Origin of the sequence: Microbacterium sp. NPDC089189 (assembly GCF_040685095.1) — a bacterium.
GTDB lineage: Bacteria > Actinomycetota > Actinomycetes > Actinomycetales > Microbacteriaceae > Microbacterium.
Genome location: NZ_JBFBHG010000019.1, coordinates 17,950 through 40,581, shown reverse-complemented (window position 1 = coordinate 40,581; position 22,632 = coordinate 17,950). Strand labels below are relative to the sequence as shown.

Sequence of the window (22,632 nt, the reverse complement as noted above, 5' to 3'; positions counted from 1 at the left end):
GGCCGGCGCTGACGCCGGCCGGCCGGAAGGCCGTGTCGTATCGGTACTGCTCACGAGCCGGACTCTTCAGCCGACTGCTGTGCGTCGTAGATCTCGGTGTAGAAGGCGCGAAGATCGTCACCACCCGAGCTGCGCCATGTCTCGATAGCAGCGTCAAGATCGTCCAGCGACGCACGGCCACGCGCGATGTCCTTCTGCAGATCATCGAATGGCTGCCCCAGCGAGGCGAACCGGTTCGGCACGGCGATGTTCATCCCGTAGAACAGCGGCTCGGCAAGATACTGCGCATTCTCCGCAGACCAGGTGCTGCGTCGCTCGACGTAGTCCGGCAGATCAGCGCGCGCCGTCACCGCGGGAGGACTCGTCAGGAAGGCGAACGTGGGCTGCACTTCACGCTGCGCCTCGGGCGTCGCCACGGGCACCCCGTTCGCGTCCAGCATGAAGTGCACACCCTCGACCCCGTACGTGATCAGCTGGTTCTCCTCGGTGCCGAAGGGAGCGGCGAGGAAGTTGGCGGCCTCGAGGAGCTCAGCGATGCGAGCGTCATCGTCGGTCTGCTTGAGGAACGAGCACATGGCCGCACCCTCGGGCTTGTAGATGACCGGGTCGACGCCTTCCGGGCTCAGGAGGGGGAGCACGTTGATGTCGAACTCCGGGTCGTTGCTCCGGTTACGAGCGAGCGCCTCGCCCCAGTAGGTCAGACCCGTGGAGTTGAGCACCACCTGACCGCTCTCGAAGCGCGTTCCGGAGTCGCTCTGATTGTCGGCCACCGCATCCGGATGAACCGCGCCGGAGGCGTAGAGCTTCGCCATCCACTCGACCGCCGCACGGTACTCGGGCGTCTCGACACGGTTGACGAGCTCGCCGTCCTCGTCGAGCTTCCAGCCGTTCTCCGGGAGGACGCCGAACATCGCGGTCGCCGTAGACCAGAGGTCGTTCGTCCCCCACGTGCCGTCGCCCGTGTGAGCGACGGCGAAATCGATCAGCTCGTCGGGGTTCGTCGGAAGAGCGTCGTCGCCGACGAGGTCGGCCCGATAGAGCGCGTAGTCCGTGATGCCGATCTCGCGCGGCTGCGGCAGACCGTAGATCTTGCCGTTCCACGAGCAGGCCTGCCACGCCTCGGTCGGGATGTTCGCGAGATAGGGGTAGTCCTTGATCGCGTCGCCCGCGAGGTAGGGCGTGAGATCCGCGAAGATCGACCCGACGGCCTCGTGGAAGCGCGGCGGGACGTTCCATTCCGGGATCGTCGTCCAGTCGGCGACATCTCGCGGAGAGGCCAGGACCGCCGCCAGCTTGTCGCCGTAGGTGTTGCCGTCTGAGATCTGGAACCTGATGTCCGTCCCGATCGCCTCGTTGACGGCGTCGAAGTATGCGTTGCCCTCGGTCGGGGGGATCGTTCCCCAGAGCGGCGTCATCGCCGTGTAGCTCCCCCCACTCCCCGGAGCGGCGTCGAAGGCGTCCGCGAGCGGGTTCGGCATGGACGTGAACCCCGCCGCTGAGCCGTCGACGCCAGGGAAGTCCGGCTGGACGAGTTCGACGGGGACGTACGTCGGCGTGTTCTCGGGCGAGAGGCCGTAGACGCCGTCTTCCACCGGAGCGCCTGCACCGCCCCCCGCGCAAGCCGCGAGCATCGCTGCACTCCCGGCCACTGCGGTGATCGCCAGGATTCGGCGTCGCCCTACGGAGGGTCGGCGTACCCGATCGGTCGTCTTCATCGGCGTAACTCCCTGTCTCAACGGAAGGCGTCGATGCTCTTCCTTTGGGTGCGCTATCTGATCGTCGAAGCGCTTCGCCTAGCGTAAGACCACCCCCTCCGATGCGCAAATCTTTCGCACCGGCTCGCGCCGTTGGGCGCGCGACGGACTCCGCGTCGCCGGGCAGCGACTCCGCCCTCAGTCCTCGAGCTCCGCGGCCCATGGGAGGTCGGCACCGGCGCGCGACACCGTGATCGCCGCGGCACGAACGGCCCGCCCACCCATCGCCGCGATCTCCGCTTCCGTGCGCGGCATCCCGTCGCGGGCCAGCGAGACCAGCAGCGACGCCATGAAGGTATCGCCCGCTCCGATCGTGTCGACCGCGCTCACGCGCACGGCCGGAACGTGCACCCGGATGTCGCCGCCACCGAGGAGGGCGCCGTCGCTCCCCAGGGTGACGACCACGAGAGACGGCCCCCACGCGAGCACCGCATCGACGGCTTGCTCAGGGGTGCGATCCGGAAGGAGCCAGGCAGCATCCTCGTCGCTCATCTTCACGACGTGAGCGAGGCGGCACGTCTCTTCGAAGAGCGCGAGAGCCCGCACGTGGTCCCCGACGAGAGCAGGACGGATGTTCGGATCGAAGGTGACCAACCCCGCATCGGCCGACCGGAGGATCGCTCGGACGCTGTCGTCGCCGGGAGCCAGGAACGCCGCGATGGAACCGGTGTGCAGGATGCGGGAGCGCAGGCCCTCCGGCTCGGGGAAGGAGTCCCACACGATGTCGAAGTCGTAGGAGGCCGAGCCGTCGGGACCCAGATGCGCGACCGCGGTCGAGGTGCGGGCGAGCGACACGGACTCATCTCTCACGGTGACCCCGGATCGCCGCAGATGCTCCTGGATCATGGCGGCACGGTCGTCCGCGCCGATCTGCGTCAGCAGGGCGACGTCGATGCCACGCCGGCCGAGCCCCAGCGCGACGTTCGCCGGACTTCCGCCGACGTGCTCGACGGCGCCATCCGGAGTGCGGACGATGTCGATCAGCGCCTCACCGATCACGAGAACATCGACGGTGGTCATGATCGCTCCGCCCTGTGCGCCCCGGCCGCGTCGTCGGGGACGCCCGGGGTGAACCTGAGGGCATTCCGACGCGCGTCCGCCACCACCTGAGCCGCGGTGCCCGAGTCGAGGACCGTGTTGCTCGCCGACGTCGGCGCGACGAGGACCGTCGTCACGTCGAGCTCGTCGACGTCGTCGGTCGCGAGGAGCGCGTCCACCTGCGCCTCGAAGGCGGATCCGCCGGTCCGGGCGGCCGTGTTCACGGCGACCATGTGATTGGCGGCGACGTAGTTGCCCGTTCCCCCCTGCAACCGGATGACGATGGGTGTCGCCGCCGCCGGCCGGATGCTCGCCGCATCGATCGCTGCGGAGAAGTGATTGCCGATGATCGAGTTGTTGCTGCCGTCCACGCGCACGAGCCCGAACTCGTCGTCCAGGCCGTTGTCGATGCCGAGGAACGGCGTCCACGGTTCGTGATCCCGCAGCAGATGGTTCGACCCGATGAGGTTCTCGCTGCTGTCCCCCGCGACCACGAGCATCCCCGGGTAGAACGAGTGGAGGCGATTGCCGGTGATGCTCGAACGCGTGACGCCCTCGAGGTGCACACTGCTCGCGCCGCGCGGGAAGACGTTGTTGGTCGAGATCAGAAGCCCCCCATGGTTCTCGGCGTAGATCGAGTACCCCCGAGGACCCGCACCGATGAGGTTGTCGGTGATCTTCGACGCCTGACCCCAGCCGCGCAGTTCGATGCAGCTCCCGCTCTCGGCGATGAAGTTGTCGTGGATCGAGAGCGCATCGGCATTGTGCACGGTGAGCGCATGCTCCAGGTAGATGAAGCCCATCCCCGTGAAGCGCAGGGAGTCGTTGGCGGTCGCGACATAGACGCCGGTCTTGCCGTTGCGGTAGGTGTTCTCGGGATGCTGCGACGAACCGTCCGAGACGAAGTGGAGTCCGTCGATGCAGAAGTTCGAGAACTCGATCGAGCTGATCCGCGGACTTCCTTCGCGGGCGATGTAGAAGGCGGCACCCTCGGCATCGGAGGCTCGCTCGGCATCGGGGATGTCGACGAGGATCCGGCTGCCGCCCGGCCACAGTTCATGCAGGTCGGCCCACTCCCCCTCGGGCACATTGAACCGGATGCTGGATGACGTGAACCCGTGGCCGCCGCCCTCGATGCGCAGGAAGCTGATGTCGATGACCACCTGGGTGCGCAGGCGGTAGTCGCCGGGAGGGATCCGGATCACCGCACCGGGGCGGCCACCGTCACCCCCGTGTGGAGCGGACTGCCGTTCCTTGACGTCGGCGATGATGCTGTTCAGCACCTCCCCGATGTCATCGACCGGATCGCCGACCGGCCACGTGGTCACGTCGTACTGGTTCGCGTTGGGCATCGGAGATCTCACTTCTCGGGTCACGGGAATGCGCATCGGTCGTCATCGAACGTCGAAGGCCGCCGGCGACGCCACCGAGTCGCGTCGGACCAGCGGCGCGGGCAGAACCGCGCCCGCGTCCGCCTCCCCGGACGCGCCCTCCGCGTCGGTCCAGCCGCGTTCGAGCAGATCCGCGAGCGTGTTGAGCGCCCATTCGCCCATCTCGTAGTGGGGCAGAGCCACGGTCGTCAGGGCCGGATACAGGCCCTCGGCGAGGATCTCCTGATTGTCGAATCCCACCACCGACAGGTCGCGGGGGATGCGGAGGCCGAGTTCGGATGCGGCACGGTACGCACCCATGGCCATCCGATCGTTGTAGCAGAACAGACCCGTGGGCCTGTCGGGGCGGGACAGGATCTCTCGAGCCGCTTCGTAGCCGCCCACGGTCTCCGACGGACGCGCCACGACGAGCGAAGGGTCGTACGCGATGCCCGCATCGGCGAGCGCGCCGCGGTAGCCGGCCAGCCGCCCCCGGGTCGCGGGTACCTCGTCGAGGTTCGTGATGAAGCCGATCCGGCGGTGTCCGTGGGCGAGGAGTTCGCCGACCGCCGCTCGCGCGCCCCCCTCCTCGTCGGGAACGACCGACGGCAGATGCGCGTCCGAGGTCGACGCGTCGATCAACACCGTGGGCACACCGATGAGCGCGGTGGGCAGGTCGATCTCACGGTGGAACATCGTCGCGTAGAGCACTCCGTCCACCTGCTGACGCAGCATGGCCTCCGTGTCGCGGGCCACATCGGCGGGAGCCCGCGTGGTGTTGATCAGTACCAGGGTCAGACCCCGTGCGCGTGCGGCTTCCTGCGCACCGAGGATGATTCGACCGGCGTGCGGCGTCGTCGCGATCTCCTCGCTGATCAAGCCGATCATGTCCGACTGCTGGCGGCGCAGGCTGCGCGCGATGCGGTTCGCTCCGTAGCCCAGGCGCCGGGCGGTGTCTTTCACGCGAAGACGGGTCTCGTCACTCGCCCGAGCGGACTCGACGTCGTTGAGGATGTGCGAAACGGTCGTCACCGACACCCCGGCTTCTCGCGCGACATCGCGGATACCTACTGCCTTACGTGGCATCGTCTGGCCCCATCTCCGGTCGGTCCCCTGACAGCAGTCTCATCCCTTGACGGCGCCGAGGGTGAGTCCGGCGACGATGTGGCGCTGCAACACGAGCGCCAAGAGGATCACGGGTAGAGAGTACAAAACGGCGAGCGCTGTCATGGCACCCCAGTCCAGCCCGAACTGCGTCTGGAAGTTCGCGATCACGATCGGGGTGGTCTGTGCGCGGGTGGCCGTGAGCAGCAGCGCGAACAGGAACTCGTTCCACGATGCGAGGAAGGCGAAGATCGCCGTCACCGCGATCCCGCCCGCGGTGACGGGGATGACGATGCGCCACAACGCGCCGAGCCGGCTTGCTCCATCGATCTTCGCGGCCTCTTCGAGCTCACCCGGCACAGCCTCGAAGAAACTGGACATCAGCCAGATCGACAGCGGCAGCGAGATCGTAGTGTGCGCGATCGCCAGGGCGAACGATGTGTCCGCGATACCCAGGTTACGGAAGATCGCGATCATCGGGACGCCGATGACGATGGGCGGCACCATGCGCATCACCAGCGCGCCGACGATGAAATACCGTCCGAACCGTGTGCGGAAGCGAGTGACGGCGTATGCCGCGGGGACGGCCAGCACCATCGAGATCGCGGTGCTGAGCACGGCGGTGACCACGCTGTTGATGAACGACGCGACCACCCCGTCGCGTCCGATCGCGGCGGCGTAGTTCTCGATCGTCCACTGCGAGGGCAGCACCGTCGGCGGTACCGCGATGGTCTCGAGAGGTGTCTTGAAAGAGGTGAAGAGCATGTAGGCGAACGGGAAGGCGTAGAGCACGACCAGCAGCACCAGGGCGATCCAGAGGATGGCGCGCGAACTGACGCGCGTGGTCTCGAGGCCGTTCATCAGTTGTTCTCGCTTCCGGGACGCCAGATCAGGAGGATCGCGACAACCGAGACGGCCAGCATCGCGATCAGGTACATCGTGCCCATGGCGCTCGCGAGGCCCGGCTCGCCGAAGCGGACCATCGTGCGGTAGATGAGCAGTGACATCGTCTCCGTACTCTGCTGGGGACCGCCGTTGGTCTGGATGAGGATCACATCGAACGCTCGCGCGGCGTCGATCCCGCGGATGATGAGCGCGACGGCGATGACGGGGCGCAGGAGCGGGAGGATGATGCGGAACAGGATCGTCGGATACCGCGCGCCGTCGATCCGAGCCGCCTCGATGACGTCGCCGGGGATGTTCTGCAGCCCGGCGAACAGCACCAGCGAGATGAACGAGGTCGTCAGCCAGATATCGGGGATGGCGACGGAGAACAGAGCGATGTTCGGATCGCTGAGCCATTGGATCTGGCCCGGGTCCTGCAGGATGCCGACCGTGGTCAGCAGCTGGTTCACGATCCCGAAGTTGTCGATGAGCAGGAAGCGCCACAGCAGGCCGGCGACGATCGGAGCGATCATCAGCGGGTACAGGAAGATCGTGCGAAAGACCCGCGACCTGTCGCCCAGTGCGGTGAAGATGAGGGCGACGATGAGGCCGAGCGCGAACTCGAAGAAGACGACGATGACCGTGTAGATCACCGTGCGGACCGCGGCCCCGGAGAAGTCCGTCGAGGTGAGCGCCGCGATGTAGTTGTCGAGACCCACGAAGGTTCGCGGACCGCCGGCGAACTTGCTGATCTCGAAGAAGGAATCCGCCACGAACTGCACGAGCGGCCATCCCACGAACACGGCGAGGAACAGGGTGGCCGGCACCATCAGGAGCGTTGCGAACCGGCGATCGGTGATGCGCAAGGGAGTGTCTTTCGAGTAGGGGGGTGCGGGAACCGGACGACCGGCCCCGCACCCCGGGTCGCTACTGTCCGAGGATTTCCTCGGTCTGGATCTTCGCGTCGTCGAGGAGCGCCTGATTGTCGGCGCCGGGCACGACGGCCTTCTGGATCAGGGGAATCAGGACGGAGTCGACGATCTGCTGCCACTGCTCGGTCGCAGGACGCGGGATGGTGCCCGGAGCGTTCAACGTGGCCAGGAGCGGGCCGTAGTTCTCGTACCCGGGCTCGTTCTCGTACTTCTCGATCACCGAGATGCGCGATGCGAGGCCGAGCGCCGTGTCGACGCTGAGCTCGTTGTGGTCGTACGCGTACTGGACGAACTCGAGGGCCTTCTCACTCTTCGGCGTCGCGGCAGGCACAGAGAGGTACCACGCCCCGGGTACGCCGGCCACTCCGCCCGGGCCGCCGATCATCGGCGCGACGCCGATGTCGCCGGCGACCGGAGAGTCGGCCGGGACCTGCCGGTAGGCGTGGGCCCAGAACCGCATCATCGCCAACTGCCCCTGGTTGAAGAGGTTCTGCGCGCCGGCCCAGTCGAGCTGCGCAGCGCCTGACGGCGCATACGGCAAGAGGCTGGTGTAGAAGTCCAGCGCCTCGAGGCTCGCGTCGTCTCCGAGACTGACCGATCCGTCGGCACCGACCACCATGTCCTTCGCGCCGGCCTGCGAGAGCGTCGCCAGGTACTCGGTCTCGACGGCGCCCTTCACGTCCGTGCCGTAGAGATCGACCTGACCGTCTCCGTCGGTGTCCTGCGTGAAGAACTGAGCCACATCCGCGTACTGCTCCCACGTGGTGGGCGGCGCGAGGTCGTAGCCGTACTGAGCACGGAAGTCGGCTTGCTGCGTCGGGTCGGAGAACAGATCGGCCCGGTAGTAGAGGATTTCGGAGTTGGTCCACGCGGGCATGCCGACGAAGTGATCGCCCACCTGGGCCTCCGTCACGAGGGCCGGGAAGAGATCATCGGTCACCTCGCTCGTGAAGAGATCGTCGAGCGGCGTGAGCGCCTCGGCGAACGTCGGCAGCCAGATGGCATCGAGCGCCGCCACATCGAACGAGAGCGCACCCGATCCGAACTCGCTGTTCAACCGGTTGTAGAGCCCGTCGTAGGGCAGTTCGACGAACGTCACCTCGGTGCCGGTGTCCTTCGTGAACTGGTCGGCGATGGGTTGAAGCTCGCCGTGCCCGCCCGCCTCCACGAGCACCGTCAACGAGTCCTCACCCGACGACGTCGCTCCCCCTCCGGCGCCACACCCGGTGAGCACCAACGACGAGAACGCGGTGACAACGACGGTGCCGACGACGGCCCGTCGAGCGCGGCCCTGATTTCTGCGAAGCATCATTACTCCGACTCCCATTCTTTCTGCTGCGTTGCCTGATCGAGAGTGTCACTGCGCCGAGAATGTGTCAGCGACGGGATTGACAATACGTTTTGCCAAAACGTCTTGTCAAGTCGATAATGAGACGGATATCGACCGCCACCGCCGACGGTCACACGAAGGAGAACACGTCACCCATGGACGCACACGGTGCTCGACCGCTCATACACTTCACTCCGGCACGGGGATGGATGAACGACCCGTTGGCCCTCACCTGGCACAACGACCGCTACCACCTGTTCTTCCAGTACGTCCCCGACCGCACGAGCTGGGCACCGGAGTGTCGCTGGGGGCACGCGACGTCCGTCGACCTTCTGCACTGGACCGAGCACGCTGTCGCACTCGAGCCCGGCGACGGGGACGACGGCATCTGGTCGGGGTCGCTGGCATTGGACGACGACGGACACCCCACGATCTTCTACACGTCGGTCGCGCTTCCCGACTTCGGGGTGGGCCGCATCCGCACCGCCACACCGATCGACGACGACTGGATGCAGTGGCGCAAGGGCGACGTCGTCGTCGAGGCACCGGAAGACGATCTGGTCGCCTTCCGGGATCCGTTCGTGATGCGCGACGGTGACGGCTGGCGGATGCTCGTCGGCACCGCGCTCGCGGGCGGCGATGCGGCGGCCGCATCCTTCGCCTCGAAGGATCTGAAGGAATGGACCTACGAGGGGCTCGCGGCGCGTCGGAGCACCCGCGAGATCGCACCGGTGTGGACGGGGGCGCTGTGGGAATGCCCTCAGGTGTTCCGGCTGGACGGAAGGGATGTCCTGGTGACATCCGTCTGGGAGGACGACCGGCTGCACGATGTCGTCTACGGCGTCGGCGAGTTCGCCGACGGCACCTTCCACGCCGACCACTGGGGCCAGCTCACCTACGGAGAGGGGTTCTACGCGCCCTCCTTCTTCCGCGATGCGGAGGGCCGAGCATGCCTCATCTTCTGGGTCCGCGGGGCGTCGGATGCGGACGCAGGATGGGCGAGCGCGCTCAGCGTTCCCCACGTCCTCACACTCGAGGGGGACCGCCTGTTGTCGCGCCCGCATCCTGTCGTGGGAGAACCGGCCGCGCTCACGACCGCGACGATCGCGCGAAGCGGCGACTACGAGTGGACGGCCGACATCGGTGCGGCGCTGCACGTCGGGCAGGCGGAGGCACCGTCGGCCACGCTGACCCGCACGGGGAGCGGGCTGGATGTCGTGACCGGAGGGAAGACGTTCTCGATCCCGCTGACCTCATCGGCCGTGCGCGTTCTGCTCGACGAGCAGGCTCTCGAGATCTTCACCGACGCCGGGGCGGCCTCGGTGGGCGCCCCGGCGTCCTTCACTCCGCAGATCGCATAGGACCGCCGGCGTGCGCCGCCCGCTACCGCGCGAGCGGCGCACGCGGGCTCGCCTCAGGGCGTCGCGCGGAAGCCGTAGCTCGTCGACAGTGCGTGAAACTGCGCCTCGGTCCCGGAGTCGTAGACGTGCGAGTTCGTGGTTCCCGCCTCCAAGACCACGGTGCGCACATCGAGGTTGGAGATGACGTGGTTGGCGCCGATCACGTTCTGATCGCCCTGCACGACCCTGAAGATCGCAGGAATCCCGCCGGCGGGGGCGACCTGCTCGGGCGGAATGATCAAGGTCACGTGGTTGGCGGTGACGGTGTTGCCGTCGCCGTTGATCTGCACCACGCCGACGTCGTCCGTCAGACCATTGCCCACTCCGATGAACGGCCCGTAGGACTCGACCTGCCGCTCGAACATGTTCGAGCTGATCAAGTTCTCTTTGCAGCTTCCCTCCAACGTGATGCTGCCCGGGTAGAACGAGTGCAGACGATTGGCCGAGATGTTCGTCCGGAAGCAGTTCTTCAGATGTATCGAGTCGATGCCTCGCGGGAAGACGTTGTTGCCCGTGATGAGCAGTCCATTGCTGTTCTCGGCGAAGATGGAGAACCCGACCGGACCCGCCCCGATGTGATTGCCCCGGATCGTCGTGGCCTGCGAACCGCCGAGCAGTTCAATGCCGTTGCCGCATTCGGCGATGAAGTTGCCTGACACATCCAGCGCGTCCGCACCCTGGACGACCAGTCCGCGCTCCAGGTAGACCATGCCCACGCCACGCACGCGGACGGAGTCGTTGTCGGTCGCAAAGCGGATGCCGACCTTGCCGTTGCGATATGAGTTCTGGTTCACGCCGAAGCTGACGCCGTCGAGACAGACGTTCTCGAACGCGATCGCTCCGAGCCGCGGCTGGCCGCCCCGGGAGACGAGGAAGGCCTCGGACGCACCGTCCGTGTTCTCCACCTTGATGCGGCTCCCACCGGGATTCAGCTCGTGCCAGCCGGTCGTGTCGGAGTTGTAGCGGATCGAGAGCGAGGCGAACCCGTGGCCGGACCCCCTGATGGTCAGGTTGCTGATGTCGACGACCACCCGGGTCTTCAGCGAGTACGTTCCGGGCGGGATGTAGATGACGGCGCCCGGTTTGTCCTCCGGATTCGTCTGCCGCGTCTTCACGTCGGCGATGATGCTGTTGATGACCGCACCGATGTCATGGGTCGCATCGACCGGCGCGCGGCGGGACGTCCGCCAATCGGTGACGTCGTACACGTTCGACTGCATGGCTCTGCTCGTTCCTTCTCTGGAGATCGCGGTCACAACAGCCCCACCGGCACACGCCGCCGGCGGCGCGAACCGGCGTCAGCAGCTGTCGTGGAGTCGGAATCGTGCGCAGGGCCCGGACGCATCGAGCCCGCCCCGACCGCCAGAGCCGCGGCGAACGCGCCCTGGAGGAAGGCGCGACGGCTGACCTGCATCCGCGGGCTCATCCTTCGCCTCGGCGGCAGCGGGGCCTCTCGCTGCCAATACGATTTGTCACGTTCATGGTCAGTCACCATAGAAGAGCGCCCGCCCGCGCTGCAAGGTCCGGGCAGGTGGCAAAATTGCCAAAATCCACCGAAGAAGTCCGACGACCAGGGCGCCCTCCTCGCGCGACAGCGTCCGATCGAGCCCGACCGCGGGCGCGACGGTCAGAGTCCGGAGACCACCCGTCGCAGGAACTCGGGGGCGATCCGCAACATTGCGGGCATGACCTTGGTCTGCCCGGGGAACGCCATGTTCCGACGCCGCCGAAGAGCGTTCATCGTGACAGCCGCCACCTGGTCAGGGCTGAGCTTCTTTCCCGTAGCGGCGGCGTTCATCGGCGTGTCCGTCGACGGCGGGAGAACCTCGAGGACGTGGGTGCGACCCCGGCGAGCGAGTTGACGCCGCAGTCCGTCGGCGAAGCCGTGCAGACCGGCCTTCACAGCGCCATGCGTCGGCGCGCGAGTCGGCGAGACCAGCGCGAATCCCGACGTGACGAAGACGATCGCGTCCGGGGAGGGCCAACGCTCGAGCACCTCGCCCGTCAGGTGGATGGGGGCGGTGAGATTCAGCGCCACCTCGTCATCGAGCGTCGCGTTCGGGTTCGGCCCGGCCGCGAAGTCGCGCTCCTCAAAGGTGCCGGCGTTGTTGACCAGCACATCCAGACCGCCGAAGCGCTCGGCGACCGCACTCAACAGCGCCGCCCGATCCGCCGGGTCGGTGACATCGGCTCGGACGGCCAGTGCCTGCGGGTGCGCCTGGGCGAACCGGTCGAGCGCAGCCTGCGAGCGCCCGCATACGACGACGGACGCACCCGTCTCGAGGAAGGATTGCGCGATGCTCAGGCCAATGCCCGAGGTCCCGCCGGTGATGAGAACTGTCTGAGACACGTTGCCGCCTTTCAATAGCGTACCGATCGGTACGCTTCGCAAAACTACCACATCCGTACCGATTGGTACGTCAGCGGTAAGGTGGGGGCGTGACCACGACGACCCCACCGAGAACCGGCCGACCTCGTACGTTCGACATCGACGAGGCACTGGACCGAGCGGTCGTGGTTTTCTGGTCGAAGGGATTCGAGGGCGCCAGCCTTGACGATCTCACCGAGGCGATGGGGATCAGCCGCCCGAGCCTGTACCGAGCATTCGGGAGCAAGGAGGACCTCTTCTCCCGCGCGCTCGAGCGGTACACCGAGGGCCTGACCTCCTACTTCGTGCGAGCCCTCGCTGAGCCCACGAGCGAGGCGGTGGCTACGGCGGTGCTGCACGGAACGGCTGAGGCGGCGACGATGCCGGGATTCCCCACGGGCTGTCTGGGCGTCCAGGGTGCTCTCGCCACCGGAGATGAGAGTCGAGGCGTGCGCGACGCGCTCGTCGCGTGGCGCGAGGGCGGCATCGTCCACTTGACGCGTCGTTTTGAGCAGGCGATGGCGTCCGGCGATCTTCCGGCGTCCACCGACCCGCATTTCCTGGCGCTCTACCTCAGGACGATCGCCAATGGCATTGCGGTTCAGGCGACGAGCGGTAGTTCACGCGCCGATTTGCTACGCGTCGCCGACCTCGCGTTGGCCGGCTGGCCGCGTCAGGGCTGATTCCGACGGCGAGGCCCCATCTCTCCGGTCGTCGTCTTCATCGTGAGCGAGGTCGGAGCACCCCTCGCGCGTCCCGCGATGCGCGTCGCCGACGGCCCATCGTTCGAGATGGCGGAGTGGACCTGGAGCTTCGATGAGCAACTGTTCGACGATCACGCCGCGGCGCCGTGGCCGCTGCTCATAGAGAGCGGGCCGGGGACATCCGCTCACGCGGATCGCGTCACTCGGCGTACGGGGAGACGTAGACGAAGTCGGGGATCGCGCCTGGATTGAGGACGAGGACGTCGCCCGGCTGAAGAGCACCGTAGCCTTCCGGATTGCCGTGGAGCCGCGGGAGCTGACCGCCGTTCATGCAGAACCGGTCGCTGATCGCGTACAGAGCATCACCCGGAGCGACGGTGTAGGTGGCGATCCGGCCATCGTCCGCGTAGCCGACTTCTCCGTGCGCGAACTCCCGCTCGCCCATGTCGACGAGGTCCGGACCGAGCAGCTTCGCGATCCACGGGCCGTCGCCCTCTTTCGTGATGTTCACCAGGGAGGTCGTGGCGCAGTCACCGGGACCTCCGGCCGGGATCATGACGCCGTCGCCCACGTAGACGTGTCCTTCAGGAACCTCGATCGTCTCGCCGTTCGGCCCGGTGACGGTCTCCGGTGTCGACGACGGCGCGCCCGACCTCGACGACTCGGAAGATGTGTCGACGGATGCACCCGCACCGGCACAGCTGGACAACCCGACGGCGGCGACGATCACCGCGAGTATGACGGAGGCCGAGCGCTTCACGGTCCGATCTTCGCATCTGCGGCGAGGCCTACTCAAGCCGTGGCGAGATCGCAGCGGCTTCCCCGCAGATACGGAGCCGACCAGGAGTTCAGATGGCGGAGACGGAGGGAAGTGAACTTTGGCGAGAGGACGCGCGCAGCAATGGCGCGGCTAGTTCCGAAAGCCGAGAGTGCGGAACTCCGCGGGAATCCACGCCTGAGGCATTTCCTCAGAGAGCCCACATGACCACCGAATTTCACGGATTGGTGGTCAGAGAGTGTGGTCACGCTCACAAGCTGGCACCAACGAACGAGGCGCGCGGTAGGGCGGCGTGGCCCGGCGCCACATCGTCATGGTCGCGCGATGCGCGGAATCCGCCGCTTCGGAAATGCCGAGATCGCTCACACATCCCCCTTTGCGGGGTTGAGGCGTGCGCTGCACATTCCGCCCACCACATCGAAAGTCACCACGACCCGGAGTCCCTCGTTTTGATGTACGCCTCGTCACCCTACGTTCCTGAGCTTTGGATCAGCTCGGGCCAGCTCCACGGTGGGACAGGTCCAAACTCCACGAGCGCGCACGGCATCACACGATCGGGCTCGGCATCGCCCGGGATGTCGGCTTCCGCAGGCCGACCGTCTCGATCGCCGAAGGACACTCACCCATCGCTGACGTCTGGCTGTACGGGTTTGACCAGGCGCCGCCGCTCCTCCGCCTCGTCGGTCTGGGCGCCACCGACGCGACAGAACTGCCCTACCTATGGGGCAACCTGACCGCAGGGGCGAAGGACCCAACTTTCCGACTGGGCGTCCGCCGGACCGCGGAGTCCGTGTCCATGAGGATGCAACAACGCTGGGCCGCCTTCGTGCACGGAACTGCGCCGGATGCCGACGGAGAGACCCCGTGGATCCGATACGAGTACGTCTCACCCGAGTCCGGGCGCCAGACGCTCGTCATCGACCATCACGACACCCTGCTCTCCGACCTCGACGCACCGCTCCGTGCCGCCTGGGGCGATCAGGCACTGACGTTCCGGGGATGATCGTCAGGAAAAAGGCCGGTCTCGCATTCGGCTCTCTCAGCACATCCAGTGCATCTCGCCCGCCGCCGCATCGATGGCCGCGGGGTCTGGTGTGGCGAAGGCGGGGGTGAGGAGACGGGAAAAGGTGACTCGCTGTGGCAAGGCGGTGACCGCGATGGGGCTAAGCGGGTGCGTCACATTCGCGTGCGTGGCGAGCGGATGTTCGAACGCGCTGGCCCATCCGGCATGGCGGAGACTCGGCTACATCGATCCGATACAGCTCCGCGTCAACGCCGGCCGCATCGCTGACGGCGGACAGGAGCGAGGCGGTGAACCCTCTGCCGGTCAGCGGACATGCCCATCATGACAGCGCAACCATGCGCTGCATTACAGAGGGGAATCCTCATGGGCAGAGGGAAATTGCGCGCCCTCCTCGGCGCGCTCGCAACGCTGGTCGTCTCGACCGCGCCCGTCTCGGCCGCCGCCGCCGCGACAACGGACAGCACGGGGCACCACTGCGTGGTTCAGGTGCGTCCGATCGAGTCAGCCGCGCCGACCGCTGAGCCGGTCTGTTTCAACACGCCGGAAGAGGCAGCCGCGTATTTGAGTAGCATCGGGGTTGGTGGCCCGGCGACGCGAGGGGTCGCTGTGAGCACCATCGTTGGGACGGTCTATAAGGACTACAACGAAGGTGGCGACAGCTTGACACTCTGGGGATCGAGCGGCTGCGCCGGCGCGACGTTCGGATTCCCGTCGCTCGCATCGGGCTGGGACAACAGCATCAGCTCCGTGCGAGCTTCGAACGGGTGCTGGGTGACGCTGTACACGACCACGAGCTACGGCGGCAGCAGACTGAACTGCACCCCCTACTGCGCGTCGATCGGCACATGGAATGACAACGTGAAGTCGCTGGTGTTCCGCCCGGAGGGCACCTTCGGATGATCAGCTACTCCTCCAAGGAAGCCATGCCGAGCGACTGACACACAGAAGCGCTGCTACTCGGCACCACCGCTGCGGTCCCATCGCGCATGACGCACACCTGCAATGGGGGCACCATTCCTGGGCTTTGCGTCGGCGCGGTGGGATCGACGCTCGGATTGAGCGCCCCTTGTTTCCACATCTGCGCACAAAGCGCGAGCGCGTCGTCTACACGGCCCGGGCCGTTCCCATCAGCAATCGTTGCCGACGAGCCAGGGTAGGTGCCATCCGCGTCGCGAATGGTGGAGCTCAGGCAATGGACGATGGTCTTATCTGTCACCGGGGTGGCCCCGAAGAGGATCGCGGCGCCCGTCGTGAGCGCGACAGCACCGACAAGACCCGCGCTGCCCCACACCGCGATCCGTCGCCGCAGACGCTTGCGTCGGATCGCGGGGTCGTCTCGAATGCGCTGTGCGAGCAGCTCACGGATGGCTCGGGTTCTCGTCTCGGACATCCTCGGTTCTTGCCGTGTCATGTCAAGCTCCCCTCCTCCGGGTTGTTCGGGGCGAGTGACTGCATGGATATGTCCGCAGCCTCCAATTTGGTTCGCAGCTGTGCGCGCGCACGATGAAGGCGTGACTTCACGGTCCCGAGTGGGAGGTCGAGGGCGGCGGCAGCGTCCGCCAGCGGCAACTCCTCGACAAGACATAGCTCCACCACCGCTCGATCGCGTGGTGCGAGAGACATGATGGCCGCAGCGACCGTGCGACGCCTGTCGTGACCGTCGATCCGTTCGTCGACGTCGACGAACGGGTTCTCGTGCTGGTCCGGTGATGGCAGCTGAGCGACCATACGGGCATAACGACGTTGTGAACGCGACAGGTTGGACGTCACGTGGGTGGTCACGGCGAGGAGCCACGGCAAGAGCGAGCCGTCGACGATGCGCACTCGTTTCCTCAGCCGCCACGCTTCGAGAAACACGATCGCCACAGCATCCTCGGCCTGGGTCACATCCAGCACCCGTCGGTAGGCCGCGCGAAAGACGCGGGTTCGGTATCGGTCGAAGATCACGACGAACGCGCGCTCCGTCCCGGATACCGCCTCAAGCCAAAGCGTCGCGTCGGATTCGTCCTCGCGCACTGTAGCCCTCCCCCCGCCTCTTCAAGTTTAGAGACGGAGTCGCTTTCATCGGATCGTCGCATGAACCTTTCCAGCGGGTGCGGACATGACAGTGACGAGCCTGCGAACCAGCCGATGCGATGAAGGACATCGGGCAGACCCCCACCACAACCAGAAAAAGCAACACGAGAGCAGTCGAAGGAGATCTAATGACCAGCAGATTCACGCGTCGCGCCCTGGGCATCACGGGCGCGACGGTTTTGACGCTTATGGTGGCACTCACACCGCAAGCAGCGTTCGCAGACACGCCCGATCCCGAGGCGCCGACGACATTCAGCGAGAGTGCGCCCATGACCATCGTCGGCTACGACGAGGCGGTCGCCAAGGCCAACGGCTTCCAGGTCATCACCAATCCGGATGGTTCGCAATCTTCGATCGCGGTCACCGACGAAGCGACGGCACAGCTGCAACAGGCTGCGGTGCTGCGAGCTCAAGCCCAACTCGCAGCCCCCGCGGCCGATCCCGTCCCGGGCAACTGCGGTTCGTCCTGGGCTTCCGGCTCAAAGATCGCCAACGACACGGTCGCGTTCAGCACGGGCTTCCTCGTCTTCCTCGCCGCCTACGAGCACGACTGGAGAGTCAACGCAACCGGATTCGTTACCGGGAACCACTGGAACACCGGCGGCGCCGGTCCGGCGAGCGGCACAAAGAGCTGGACCGGTGCGATTCCAGGCGTCATCGGTCCAGGCTTCGGCGGTGTGCCCGCGTACTCCGCTTCGGCTTCAGTCATCCTGGTCGACGGTGCGGTGTGCTACTCCGTAGGGCCGACGTTCTCGTTCGGGTGAGCCGGTAGCGCGCTTCGGCGGTAGGTAGAGCGGGTCTGCGCTTCTTAGCGCATCGACCCGCTCTGCCTATGTGCGTGAGGGGACGGGGACACCAGCTCTGGCTTGACCGTCCTCGACGAACTCGATCCGTATCTGACTGCCGCGTTCGACGGACGAGCCCGCAGGTGGCTCCTGCGACGTGACCCAGAACAGCCCGGGCCATGTCCGCGAGCCGATCCCCGGGCCATCGGGGTCGCCGCTGGCCAAGCCCAGTCCGACGGTGGCGGCTGCATCGCGAGCAACGTGGACGGGCTGCCCTACAAGGTCAGGGACGATCACCGTTTCAGCCATGCACGCGATTCTTCTGCGGTCTCGTCCAAGTATCCACCCGTGTTCGCCATGAGCATGAACGCGCTAGATGCGAAGCCGAGCGAGAGCAAGGCGATCAGACCAGTTGTTGCTGGTCAGAAGGTTGCTGACACAGGGACCGTGGGCTTCGACCATGGGCTTCGTTGGGCAGTCACGAAGCACCAGAGCAGTTGTGACCGGGCCGTATCGCGCCGGCGTGTCCACGACAGCCCCTGCCGGGTGGCGTCCGGGCAGTGCATCTCGAAGATTAGCCAGTCTTCTCCGGCGACCCTGAGCGCGGAGGTGATCGCGCACTCGGGCGGCGATTCGATTAAACGAGCTTGAGGGCAAACCATGGGCAAACGACCCCGCGCGAGACAACCCGAGGCTCAGATAGCCGCAGAAACACGCGCAATTTTGATGCCGTCAGATGGCGGAGACGGGGGGATTTGAACTTTGCCGGGTGCGACGACGGGGTAACGGGACGTCTACCTGCGACATCTGAAACCGCGATATCCCGCGGCCTGTGCGTCCCCGGTCATTTCACCGATCGGCGCAGCCCTCCGTCTGCTTTCGGAAGTTTGTGGTCAAACTGTGGTCAGTACCGGCGCAGGAATCCGGGCCATTCAACTTGAGCAGCCGTCGCGCCCTCAAGTGCCGGCGGCGTCGAGCGTCATCCCGCCAAGTTAGGGAGTGCGAATGACTCCGGCCCCCTCTCCCAGCGCCAACGCAATCAACGTAGGCGTCGACCATTCGCCGTGTGGGCCGAGACGAACGCTCACACTCGTGCGTGGTTGACATCACCGCATATCGCGACGCGCTCGGAATTCACTCACCGGAAGCTTCCAGTGGACAGTAAGCATGGGCCAGTCCTTCGCTACACCATCGAGCCCGGTACGCCACACCATCACGGACGGATGGAGACTCTCGCCGCCTTGAAGGCTGGAGCTCAGGTGCGCGGTCGCTGAGACTCGCGCCCCGTGGACCGAGTGTCCAAGCACAAGTCCTCGCAGTTCGCGAACTTTTCCTTCGCCCACCGCATACCCAATGAAGGCGAATGTTGTCCATGCCTCCCAGGGGTCCAGCCCTAAGCGCTGCCGCTGCCAGACGAGAGAGAACACCCCGGGCGGTCGCTGATTATCACGAGGCTCAACTTGTGAAGCGGCTTCCGCTGCCTGTGCGAAGGCCGGAAGCTCCGAAAACACGAAGGCACGCAGTCCGACCACGCCTCGCCTTCGCGCGAGACGCTCGGAGCGCGGAGTTGTGATGTTTCGGTGGAGCACTCGTTTACCTCGTGCAACGATCTCCCAGTCAACAACGTCCGGTTCTGTCCCCGCGCTCTCCTCACCCGGAAGCCGGATTCGCGCATCGGCCGCGGCTCGAAGCTTGCGACCCAGCCACCCCGCGAACTCGTCCGCCACATCCGACGGCATCGACAGCACCGATTCGCGGAAGTCGAACAAGCTCTCCTCCGTGTATCGCGCGCCCAGGCTCGACATGACCGGCCAGAACTCTAGATCGCCAAGCTCAGTCCCATGCGCACCAACCGGGCTAACGAGAGAAAGCGCTCCGTCTACCCACACACCGCCATCGCCGCCGAACAACGCGACGGCACGCTCGGAGATGATCGTGGCACCTGTTGCTGCCCGTGGGTCAAACGGCTGCCGAGACAATATGAGCGGTGCCGGCTCTGCCTGCTCCCAGGGCCTTGCACTCGAGTCTGGCTGAAACACCACTACGTCGTCCGTGCCGCGCCCCCGCGGGACCACTATCCTCGTCGTCCAGCCCTGTCGAATGAAGCCGCCAACGTAACCCTGACTTTCGAGCTCGCGAGTCCTTCCCGCGCGTAGCGCCTCCTCTCGGAGCGACGCCTCGTTCATAATGACCTGATTCCTCACTTACCGCTCGGGTTCTGCCCAGGAGGACATTGCCCGTGGATATTGTTTCGCGCGTGGGAAGCCAGCCTTTTCGTACGTGCCCAGCCCGAGGGGGCTTCGCTCTGGGCATCCGCGCTGCACGACCTCCGTTAGAACCAAGCGAGGTGGTTGTAGTTTCGGTCGATCACAATCCTGGCCGACTGCTCATCCCCGTGATCGTCGGTCCAGAGGACGTCGAGCCCACGGCCAAGAGCCTCAAACAACGATGAGTCCGCGATGCGTCCTTGGAACGCGACGTGCTCCCCGTTCTCGATCAGGTCCCACACCGGTCCCGCGATAACCTCGAAGGATCCGGGCAGAGGAGGGTCCAACCGAACTCGTCGAGCGCTGCGCGCGTTGGTGTTTCTGAGGATGTAACGCTGTTCCTGCGCGCGGTTCGTGTGGATTGTCCACTGATCCTTCATTTCGCCCGCGCGGCGGCGCTCGTCCCGCGCAAGGGCTGCTTCATCGTCCGCCATCCCTGCTTGGCGAGCGCGTCCGGTTGGAGCTCTGGCGTGCGCGTCGACCTTCTCTCGCATTGAGGCCTCCGCGGTTTCGACTGCCGCCTCAATCTCCTTCACTACCGTCGATTTCCGTGTTAGGCGAAGGTCTCTCACCCAGGCCCAACAGCGCCGAAGGAATCCAGCGATCCAGGTATGGAACAGCCACCCAAGGCAAGCCAATACGAAGCCGCTCACCAGAGCTTGCCCAAGCCACGTCTCAAAGAGCAGATGTCCGACGGACTGCGCCACATTCAAGCTCGACGAGGTGGGCGACGGCGATCCCATGCGCTCAGCCTAGCGATCGCGGAGGCAGCGGCCTCCGCTAGCCGCCCTCCGCGCCGCGCAAAGTGAACTGCGGTGTGGGAACCGGGGAGGGGTATGGGAAGGATCCGCCGCCGAGAATGACGGCGCGTTCGAACCAGCCAAGTGGCGCCAGCTCGCGGATTGGAGCGTGGGACTCCCAGGCCTCATCGTTCCCTGGGGCGGGAATCAACCTCCCTGCGGCGAGGTCCACCCCGTAGAGGAAGCCGGACGTGACCAGTGCAGCTGACTCACACTCGAACCACACGGCGATGTGTGTTGAGGCAGCTTCCGGTGTGGCAGCGGGTATCGAGCTGAGCGCGACGTACTTGACGGAAACATGCTTGTCCCCAGGCTCCACATCCCAGGTCTCTCCTCCTGGCTCAGCGAGCACAGAGAGGTATTGACTCGGCTGACCGGCCTCATCCGTGCCCTGCCAGCGTGTCGTGCACCCACTCAGATGAACCTGACCCGTGTTAACGAGCTCCAGCTCAACCCGAAGCTCCGATTCTCCGGTCTCCTCTCGCTCCCCCAAACTGGCGTCGATGGAATTCACGAAGACATCGACCTTCGGCGCGAGTGCTTCACTGAGCGAGTACGCGCTTTCGCTGATCTCATTCGCCCGCTGGGTTTGGAAGACAGCGAAACCGGCCGCAGCGACGCTCACAAGCAGAGCAAGAATGGCAATTCTGTCAGACGTCGTCCACTCATGTCTCTTCTGTTCGGGTGAGGTGGTCGCCATATCCCACATTCTGGGGGATCGGTCGCTGCTGAGTCTTTGAAGACACATCAGCCGTTTCGCCAATGCACGTGGAATGCGGTCGGTGATGAGCGCGTGAACGCTGGAAAGAGGTCAAAGTAGCGCGCCGGGGACGCGGTCGCGTTCGCGCAGATGCTCACTCCCCACGAGCTCCGTCACACAGCAGCGTCTCTGGCAGTGCAGGCCGGCGCCAACGTCAAGGTCGTCGAACGAATGCTGGGGCACGCGTCCGCGGCGATGACGCTGGACTACGCCGATCTGTTCGACAAAGATCTCGAGGCGCTATCGGACGTGATGGACCGGGCACGACTGAATGAACTTGCGGGCAAACCGTGGGCAAACGACCCCGCGCGAGACAACCGCGGGCTCAGATAGCCGCAGAAACACGCGCAATTTTTATGCCGTCAGATGGCGGAGACGGAGGGATTTGAACCCTCGGTCCCCTTGCGAGGACTCCACCTTAGCAGGGTGGTGCACTAGGCCTGACTATGCGACGTCTCCAGGTGCGACCTTGCGGAACGCACACCTGGCAATCATAACGGGTCCGTTCGCGGTTCACGAACTCCACCCGACGGCGGGATGCCGCACGGATACCGCAGGCGCGGGATACTCGTCACGGGCCGCCATCGGGCGCCCCACCGAGGGGGGCGAGATGAGCGTGCACGGCGGCACACGTCGATACGTGGCGGGCTTGTCACTCGCCCTGATGGCGGGATTCGTGGACGGGTTCGGGTTCGTCTTCCTGGGCGGCTACTTCGTCTCGTTCATGAGCGGCAACACGACGCAGGCCGGTGCAGAGCTCGTCCAAGGGTCCTTCGGCTCGGCGGCGTTCTGCGCGGCGCTCATCGTGTGTTTCGTGGCGGGGTCGGCGGCCGGCACGGCGACGGCGCTCACCGGAGTGCGTCCGGCGGGCCGGGTGCTCGCCCTGGTCGCTGCGGCGCTCGTGATCGCCGCCCTCTTCGCCGGTGCAGAGGCGCTGCTGCCGACCGGCGCAGCACTCGCGTTCGGGATGGGGGCCGTCAACACCGTCTTCTCGCGAGACGGCGTCGCCGCGGGCGGCATCACGTACATGACCGGCGCGCTGATGAAAGTGGGCGAGGGGATCGTCGCGGCCCTGCGCGGCCGCGACCGCACCGGCTGGCTCCGCTACCTCGGCATGTGGGCGGCGATCGCGGCGGGCGCGATCCTCGGCGCGGCAGCCATGCGCCTCGGGACCACAGCTCTCTGGGCGCCCGCCGCTGCGACCCTCATCGCCGCGATCGTCGTGCTCACGCGCCGACGCGGAGCCTGACGTCGCGG

22 protein-coding genes, 1 tRNA gene and 1 pseudogene are annotated in these 22,632 nt (G+C 66.0%); 7 read left to right on the top strand and 17 right to left on the bottom strand.

What is annotated here, in order from left to right; translation table 11 throughout:
- Positions 1–50: 50 nt before the first annotated feature.
- From AB0N73_RS11930 to AB0N73_RS11900, 7 genes are all read right to left on the bottom strand, one after another.
- Positions 51–1,592: an extracellular solute-binding protein gene (locus AB0N73_RS11930; RefSeq protein WP_363563696.1), complete on the bottom strand. Its 1,542-nt coding sequence runs from the start codon at positions 1,590–1,592 to the stop codon at positions 51–53.
- A 300-nt stretch (positions 1,593–1,892) separates the two neighbouring features.
- Positions 1,893–2,774, bottom strand: a complete 882-nt coding sequence (locus tag AB0N73_RS11925) for a carbohydrate kinase (protein WP_363563694.1) — start codon at positions 2,772–2,774, stop codon at positions 1,893–1,895.
- A complete protein-coding gene (locus tag AB0N73_RS11920; protein WP_363563692.1) occupies positions 2,771–4,144 on the bottom strand; it encodes a NosD domain-containing protein in 1,374 nt (457 codons plus the stop codon). Before AB0N73_RS11920 ends, AB0N73_RS11925 begins: the two co-directional genes overlap by 4 nt.
- A gap of 42 nt (positions 4,145–4,186) precedes the next feature.
- Positions 4,187–5,248 carry a LacI family DNA-binding transcriptional regulator gene (locus tag AB0N73_RS11915; protein WP_363563690.1) on the bottom strand — a complete coding sequence of 354 codons (1,062 nt, stop codon included), beginning with the start codon at positions 5,246–5,248 and terminating at the stop codon, positions 4,187–4,189.
- Between the two features lie 39 nt (positions 5,249–5,287).
- Positions 5,288–6,127: a carbohydrate ABC transporter permease gene (locus AB0N73_RS11910; RefSeq protein ID WP_363563688.1), complete on the bottom strand. Its 840-nt coding sequence runs from the start codon at positions 6,125–6,127 to the stop codon at positions 5,288–5,290.
- On the bottom strand, positions 6,127–7,017 hold the full coding sequence (locus AB0N73_RS11905; protein WP_363563686.1) for a sugar ABC transporter permease: 891 nt from the start codon (positions 7,015–7,017) through the stop codon (positions 6,127–6,129). The genes AB0N73_RS11910 and AB0N73_RS11905 overlap by 1 nt, the downstream gene beginning before the upstream one ends.
- 61 nt (positions 7,018–7,078) lie before the next feature.
- Complete coding sequence (locus AB0N73_RS11900) at positions 7,079–8,395, bottom strand: extracellular solute-binding protein (RefSeq protein WP_363563684.1); 1,317 nt, start codon at positions 8,393–8,395, stop codon at positions 7,079–7,081.
- 116 nt (positions 8,396–8,511) lie between these two features.
- Here AB0N73_RS11900 and AB0N73_RS11895 point away from each other — a divergent pair, with 116 nt between their 5' ends.
- Positions 8,512–9,774, top strand: a complete 1,263-nt coding sequence (locus AB0N73_RS11895) for a glycoside hydrolase family 32 protein (protein ID WP_363563682.1) — start codon at positions 8,512–8,514, stop codon at positions 9,772–9,774.
- A gap of 53 nt (positions 9,775–9,827) precedes the next feature.
- Here AB0N73_RS11895 and AB0N73_RS11890 read toward each other — a convergent pair whose 3' ends face one another.
- The 3 genes from AB0N73_RS11890 to AB0N73_RS11880 form a co-directional block, all read right to left on the bottom strand.
- The gene (locus AB0N73_RS11890) at positions 9,828–11,033 is read right to left on the bottom strand and encodes a NosD domain-containing protein (RefSeq protein ID WP_363563680.1); all 1,206 of its coding nucleotides are present in this window, start codon (positions 11,031–11,033) and stop codon (positions 9,828–9,830) included.
- Between the two features lie 32 nt (positions 11,034–11,065).
- Positions 11,066–11,227, bottom strand: a complete 162-nt coding sequence (locus AB0N73_RS11885; RefSeq protein WP_363563678.1) for a twin-arginine translocation signal domain-containing protein — start codon at positions 11,225–11,227, stop codon at positions 11,066–11,068.
- A gap of 213 nt (positions 11,228–11,440) precedes the next feature.
- Entirely contained in the window at positions 11,441–12,178 is a 738-nt protein-coding gene (locus tag AB0N73_RS11880; RefSeq protein WP_363563676.1) for an SDR family NAD(P)-dependent oxidoreductase, read from the bottom strand.
- Positions 12,179–12,252: 74 nt separating this feature from the next.
- Between AB0N73_RS11880 and AB0N73_RS11875 the strand changes: the two genes are divergently transcribed.
- A complete protein-coding gene (locus AB0N73_RS11875) occupies positions 12,253–12,864 on the top strand; it encodes a TetR/AcrR family transcriptional regulator (RefSeq protein WP_363563674.1) in 612 nt (203 codons plus the stop codon).
- 220 nt (positions 12,865–13,084) lie between these two features.
- Here AB0N73_RS11875 and AB0N73_RS11870 read toward each other — a convergent pair whose 3' ends face one another.
- On the bottom strand, positions 13,085–13,645 hold the full coding sequence (locus tag AB0N73_RS11870; protein WP_363563672.1) for a LysM domain-containing protein: 561 nt from the start codon (positions 13,643–13,645) through the stop codon (positions 13,085–13,087).
- A gap of 502 nt (positions 13,646–14,147) precedes the next feature.
- Between AB0N73_RS11870 and AB0N73_RS11865 the strand changes: the two genes are divergently transcribed.
- Positions 14,148–14,666, top strand: a complete 519-nt coding sequence (locus tag AB0N73_RS11865; RefSeq protein ID WP_363563670.1) for a hypothetical protein — start codon at positions 14,148–14,150, stop codon at positions 14,664–14,666.
- Between the two features lie 384 nt (positions 14,667–15,050).
- Positions 15,051–15,587: a peptidase inhibitor family I36 protein gene (locus tag AB0N73_RS11860; RefSeq protein ID WP_363563668.1), complete on the top strand. Its 537-nt coding sequence runs from the start codon at positions 15,051–15,053 to the stop codon at positions 15,585–15,587.
- 4 nt (positions 15,588–15,591) lie between these two features.
- Here AB0N73_RS11860 and AB0N73_RS11855 read toward each other — a convergent pair whose 3' ends face one another.
- Positions 15,592–16,077: a hypothetical protein gene (locus AB0N73_RS11855; RefSeq protein ID WP_363563666.1), complete on the bottom strand. Its 486-nt coding sequence runs from the start codon at positions 16,075–16,077 to the stop codon at positions 15,592–15,594.
- Positions 16,078–16,094: 17 nt separating this feature from the next.
- Positions 16,095–16,703: an RNA polymerase sigma factor gene (locus AB0N73_RS11850; protein WP_363563664.1), complete on the bottom strand. Its 609-nt coding sequence runs from the start codon at positions 16,701–16,703 to the stop codon at positions 16,095–16,097.
- A gap of 188 nt (positions 16,704–16,891) precedes the next feature.
- Between AB0N73_RS11850 and AB0N73_RS11845 the strand changes: the two genes are divergently transcribed.
- Positions 16,892–17,527, top strand: coding sequence for a hypothetical protein (locus AB0N73_RS11845; RefSeq protein WP_363563662.1), 636 nt, complete (start codon positions 16,892–16,894; stop codon positions 17,525–17,527).
- Positions 17,528–17,593: 66 nt separating this feature from the next.
- Here the strand turns inward: AB0N73_RS11845 and AB0N73_RS11840 are convergent, their stop codons facing one another.
- The 3 genes from AB0N73_RS11840 to AB0N73_RS11830 all read right to left on the bottom strand — a co-directional run bounded on the left by AB0N73_RS11840 (position 17,594) and on the right by AB0N73_RS11830 (position 21,315).
- Entirely contained in the window at positions 17,594–17,857 is a 264-nt protein-coding gene (locus AB0N73_RS11840; protein WP_363563660.1) for a PASTA domain-containing protein, read from the bottom strand.
- A 2,023-nt stretch (positions 17,858–19,880) separates the two neighbouring features.
- A complete protein-coding gene (locus tag AB0N73_RS11835) occupies positions 19,881–20,558 on the bottom strand; it encodes a hypothetical protein (protein WP_363563658.1) in 678 nt (225 codons plus the stop codon).
- Positions 20,559–20,595: 37 nt separating this feature from the next.
- Entirely contained in the window at positions 20,596–21,315 is a 720-nt protein-coding gene (locus tag AB0N73_RS11830; protein WP_363563656.1) for a hypothetical protein, read from the bottom strand.
- Positions 21,316–21,468: 153 nt separating this feature from the next.
- Between AB0N73_RS11830 and AB0N73_RS11825 the strand changes: the two are divergent.
- Positions 21,469–21,708: pseudogene (locus AB0N73_RS11825) on the top strand (tyrosine-type recombinase/integrase); the annotation flags it as partial.
- Between the two features lie 34 nt (positions 21,709–21,742).
- Here AB0N73_RS11825 and AB0N73_RS11820 read toward each other — a convergent pair.
- Positions 21,743–21,834: transfer RNA gene (locus AB0N73_RS11820), tRNA-Ser, on the bottom strand.
- Between the two features lie 151 nt (positions 21,835–21,985).
- On the opposite strand from AB0N73_RS11820, the gene AB0N73_RS11815 reads away from it, so the two are divergent.
- The gene (locus AB0N73_RS11815; protein WP_363563654.1) at positions 21,986–22,624 is read left to right on the top strand and encodes a DUF1275 family protein; all 639 of its coding nucleotides are present in this window, start codon (positions 21,986–21,988) and stop codon (positions 22,622–22,624) included.
- The last annotated feature ends 8 nt before the right edge of the window (positions 22,625–22,632 follow it).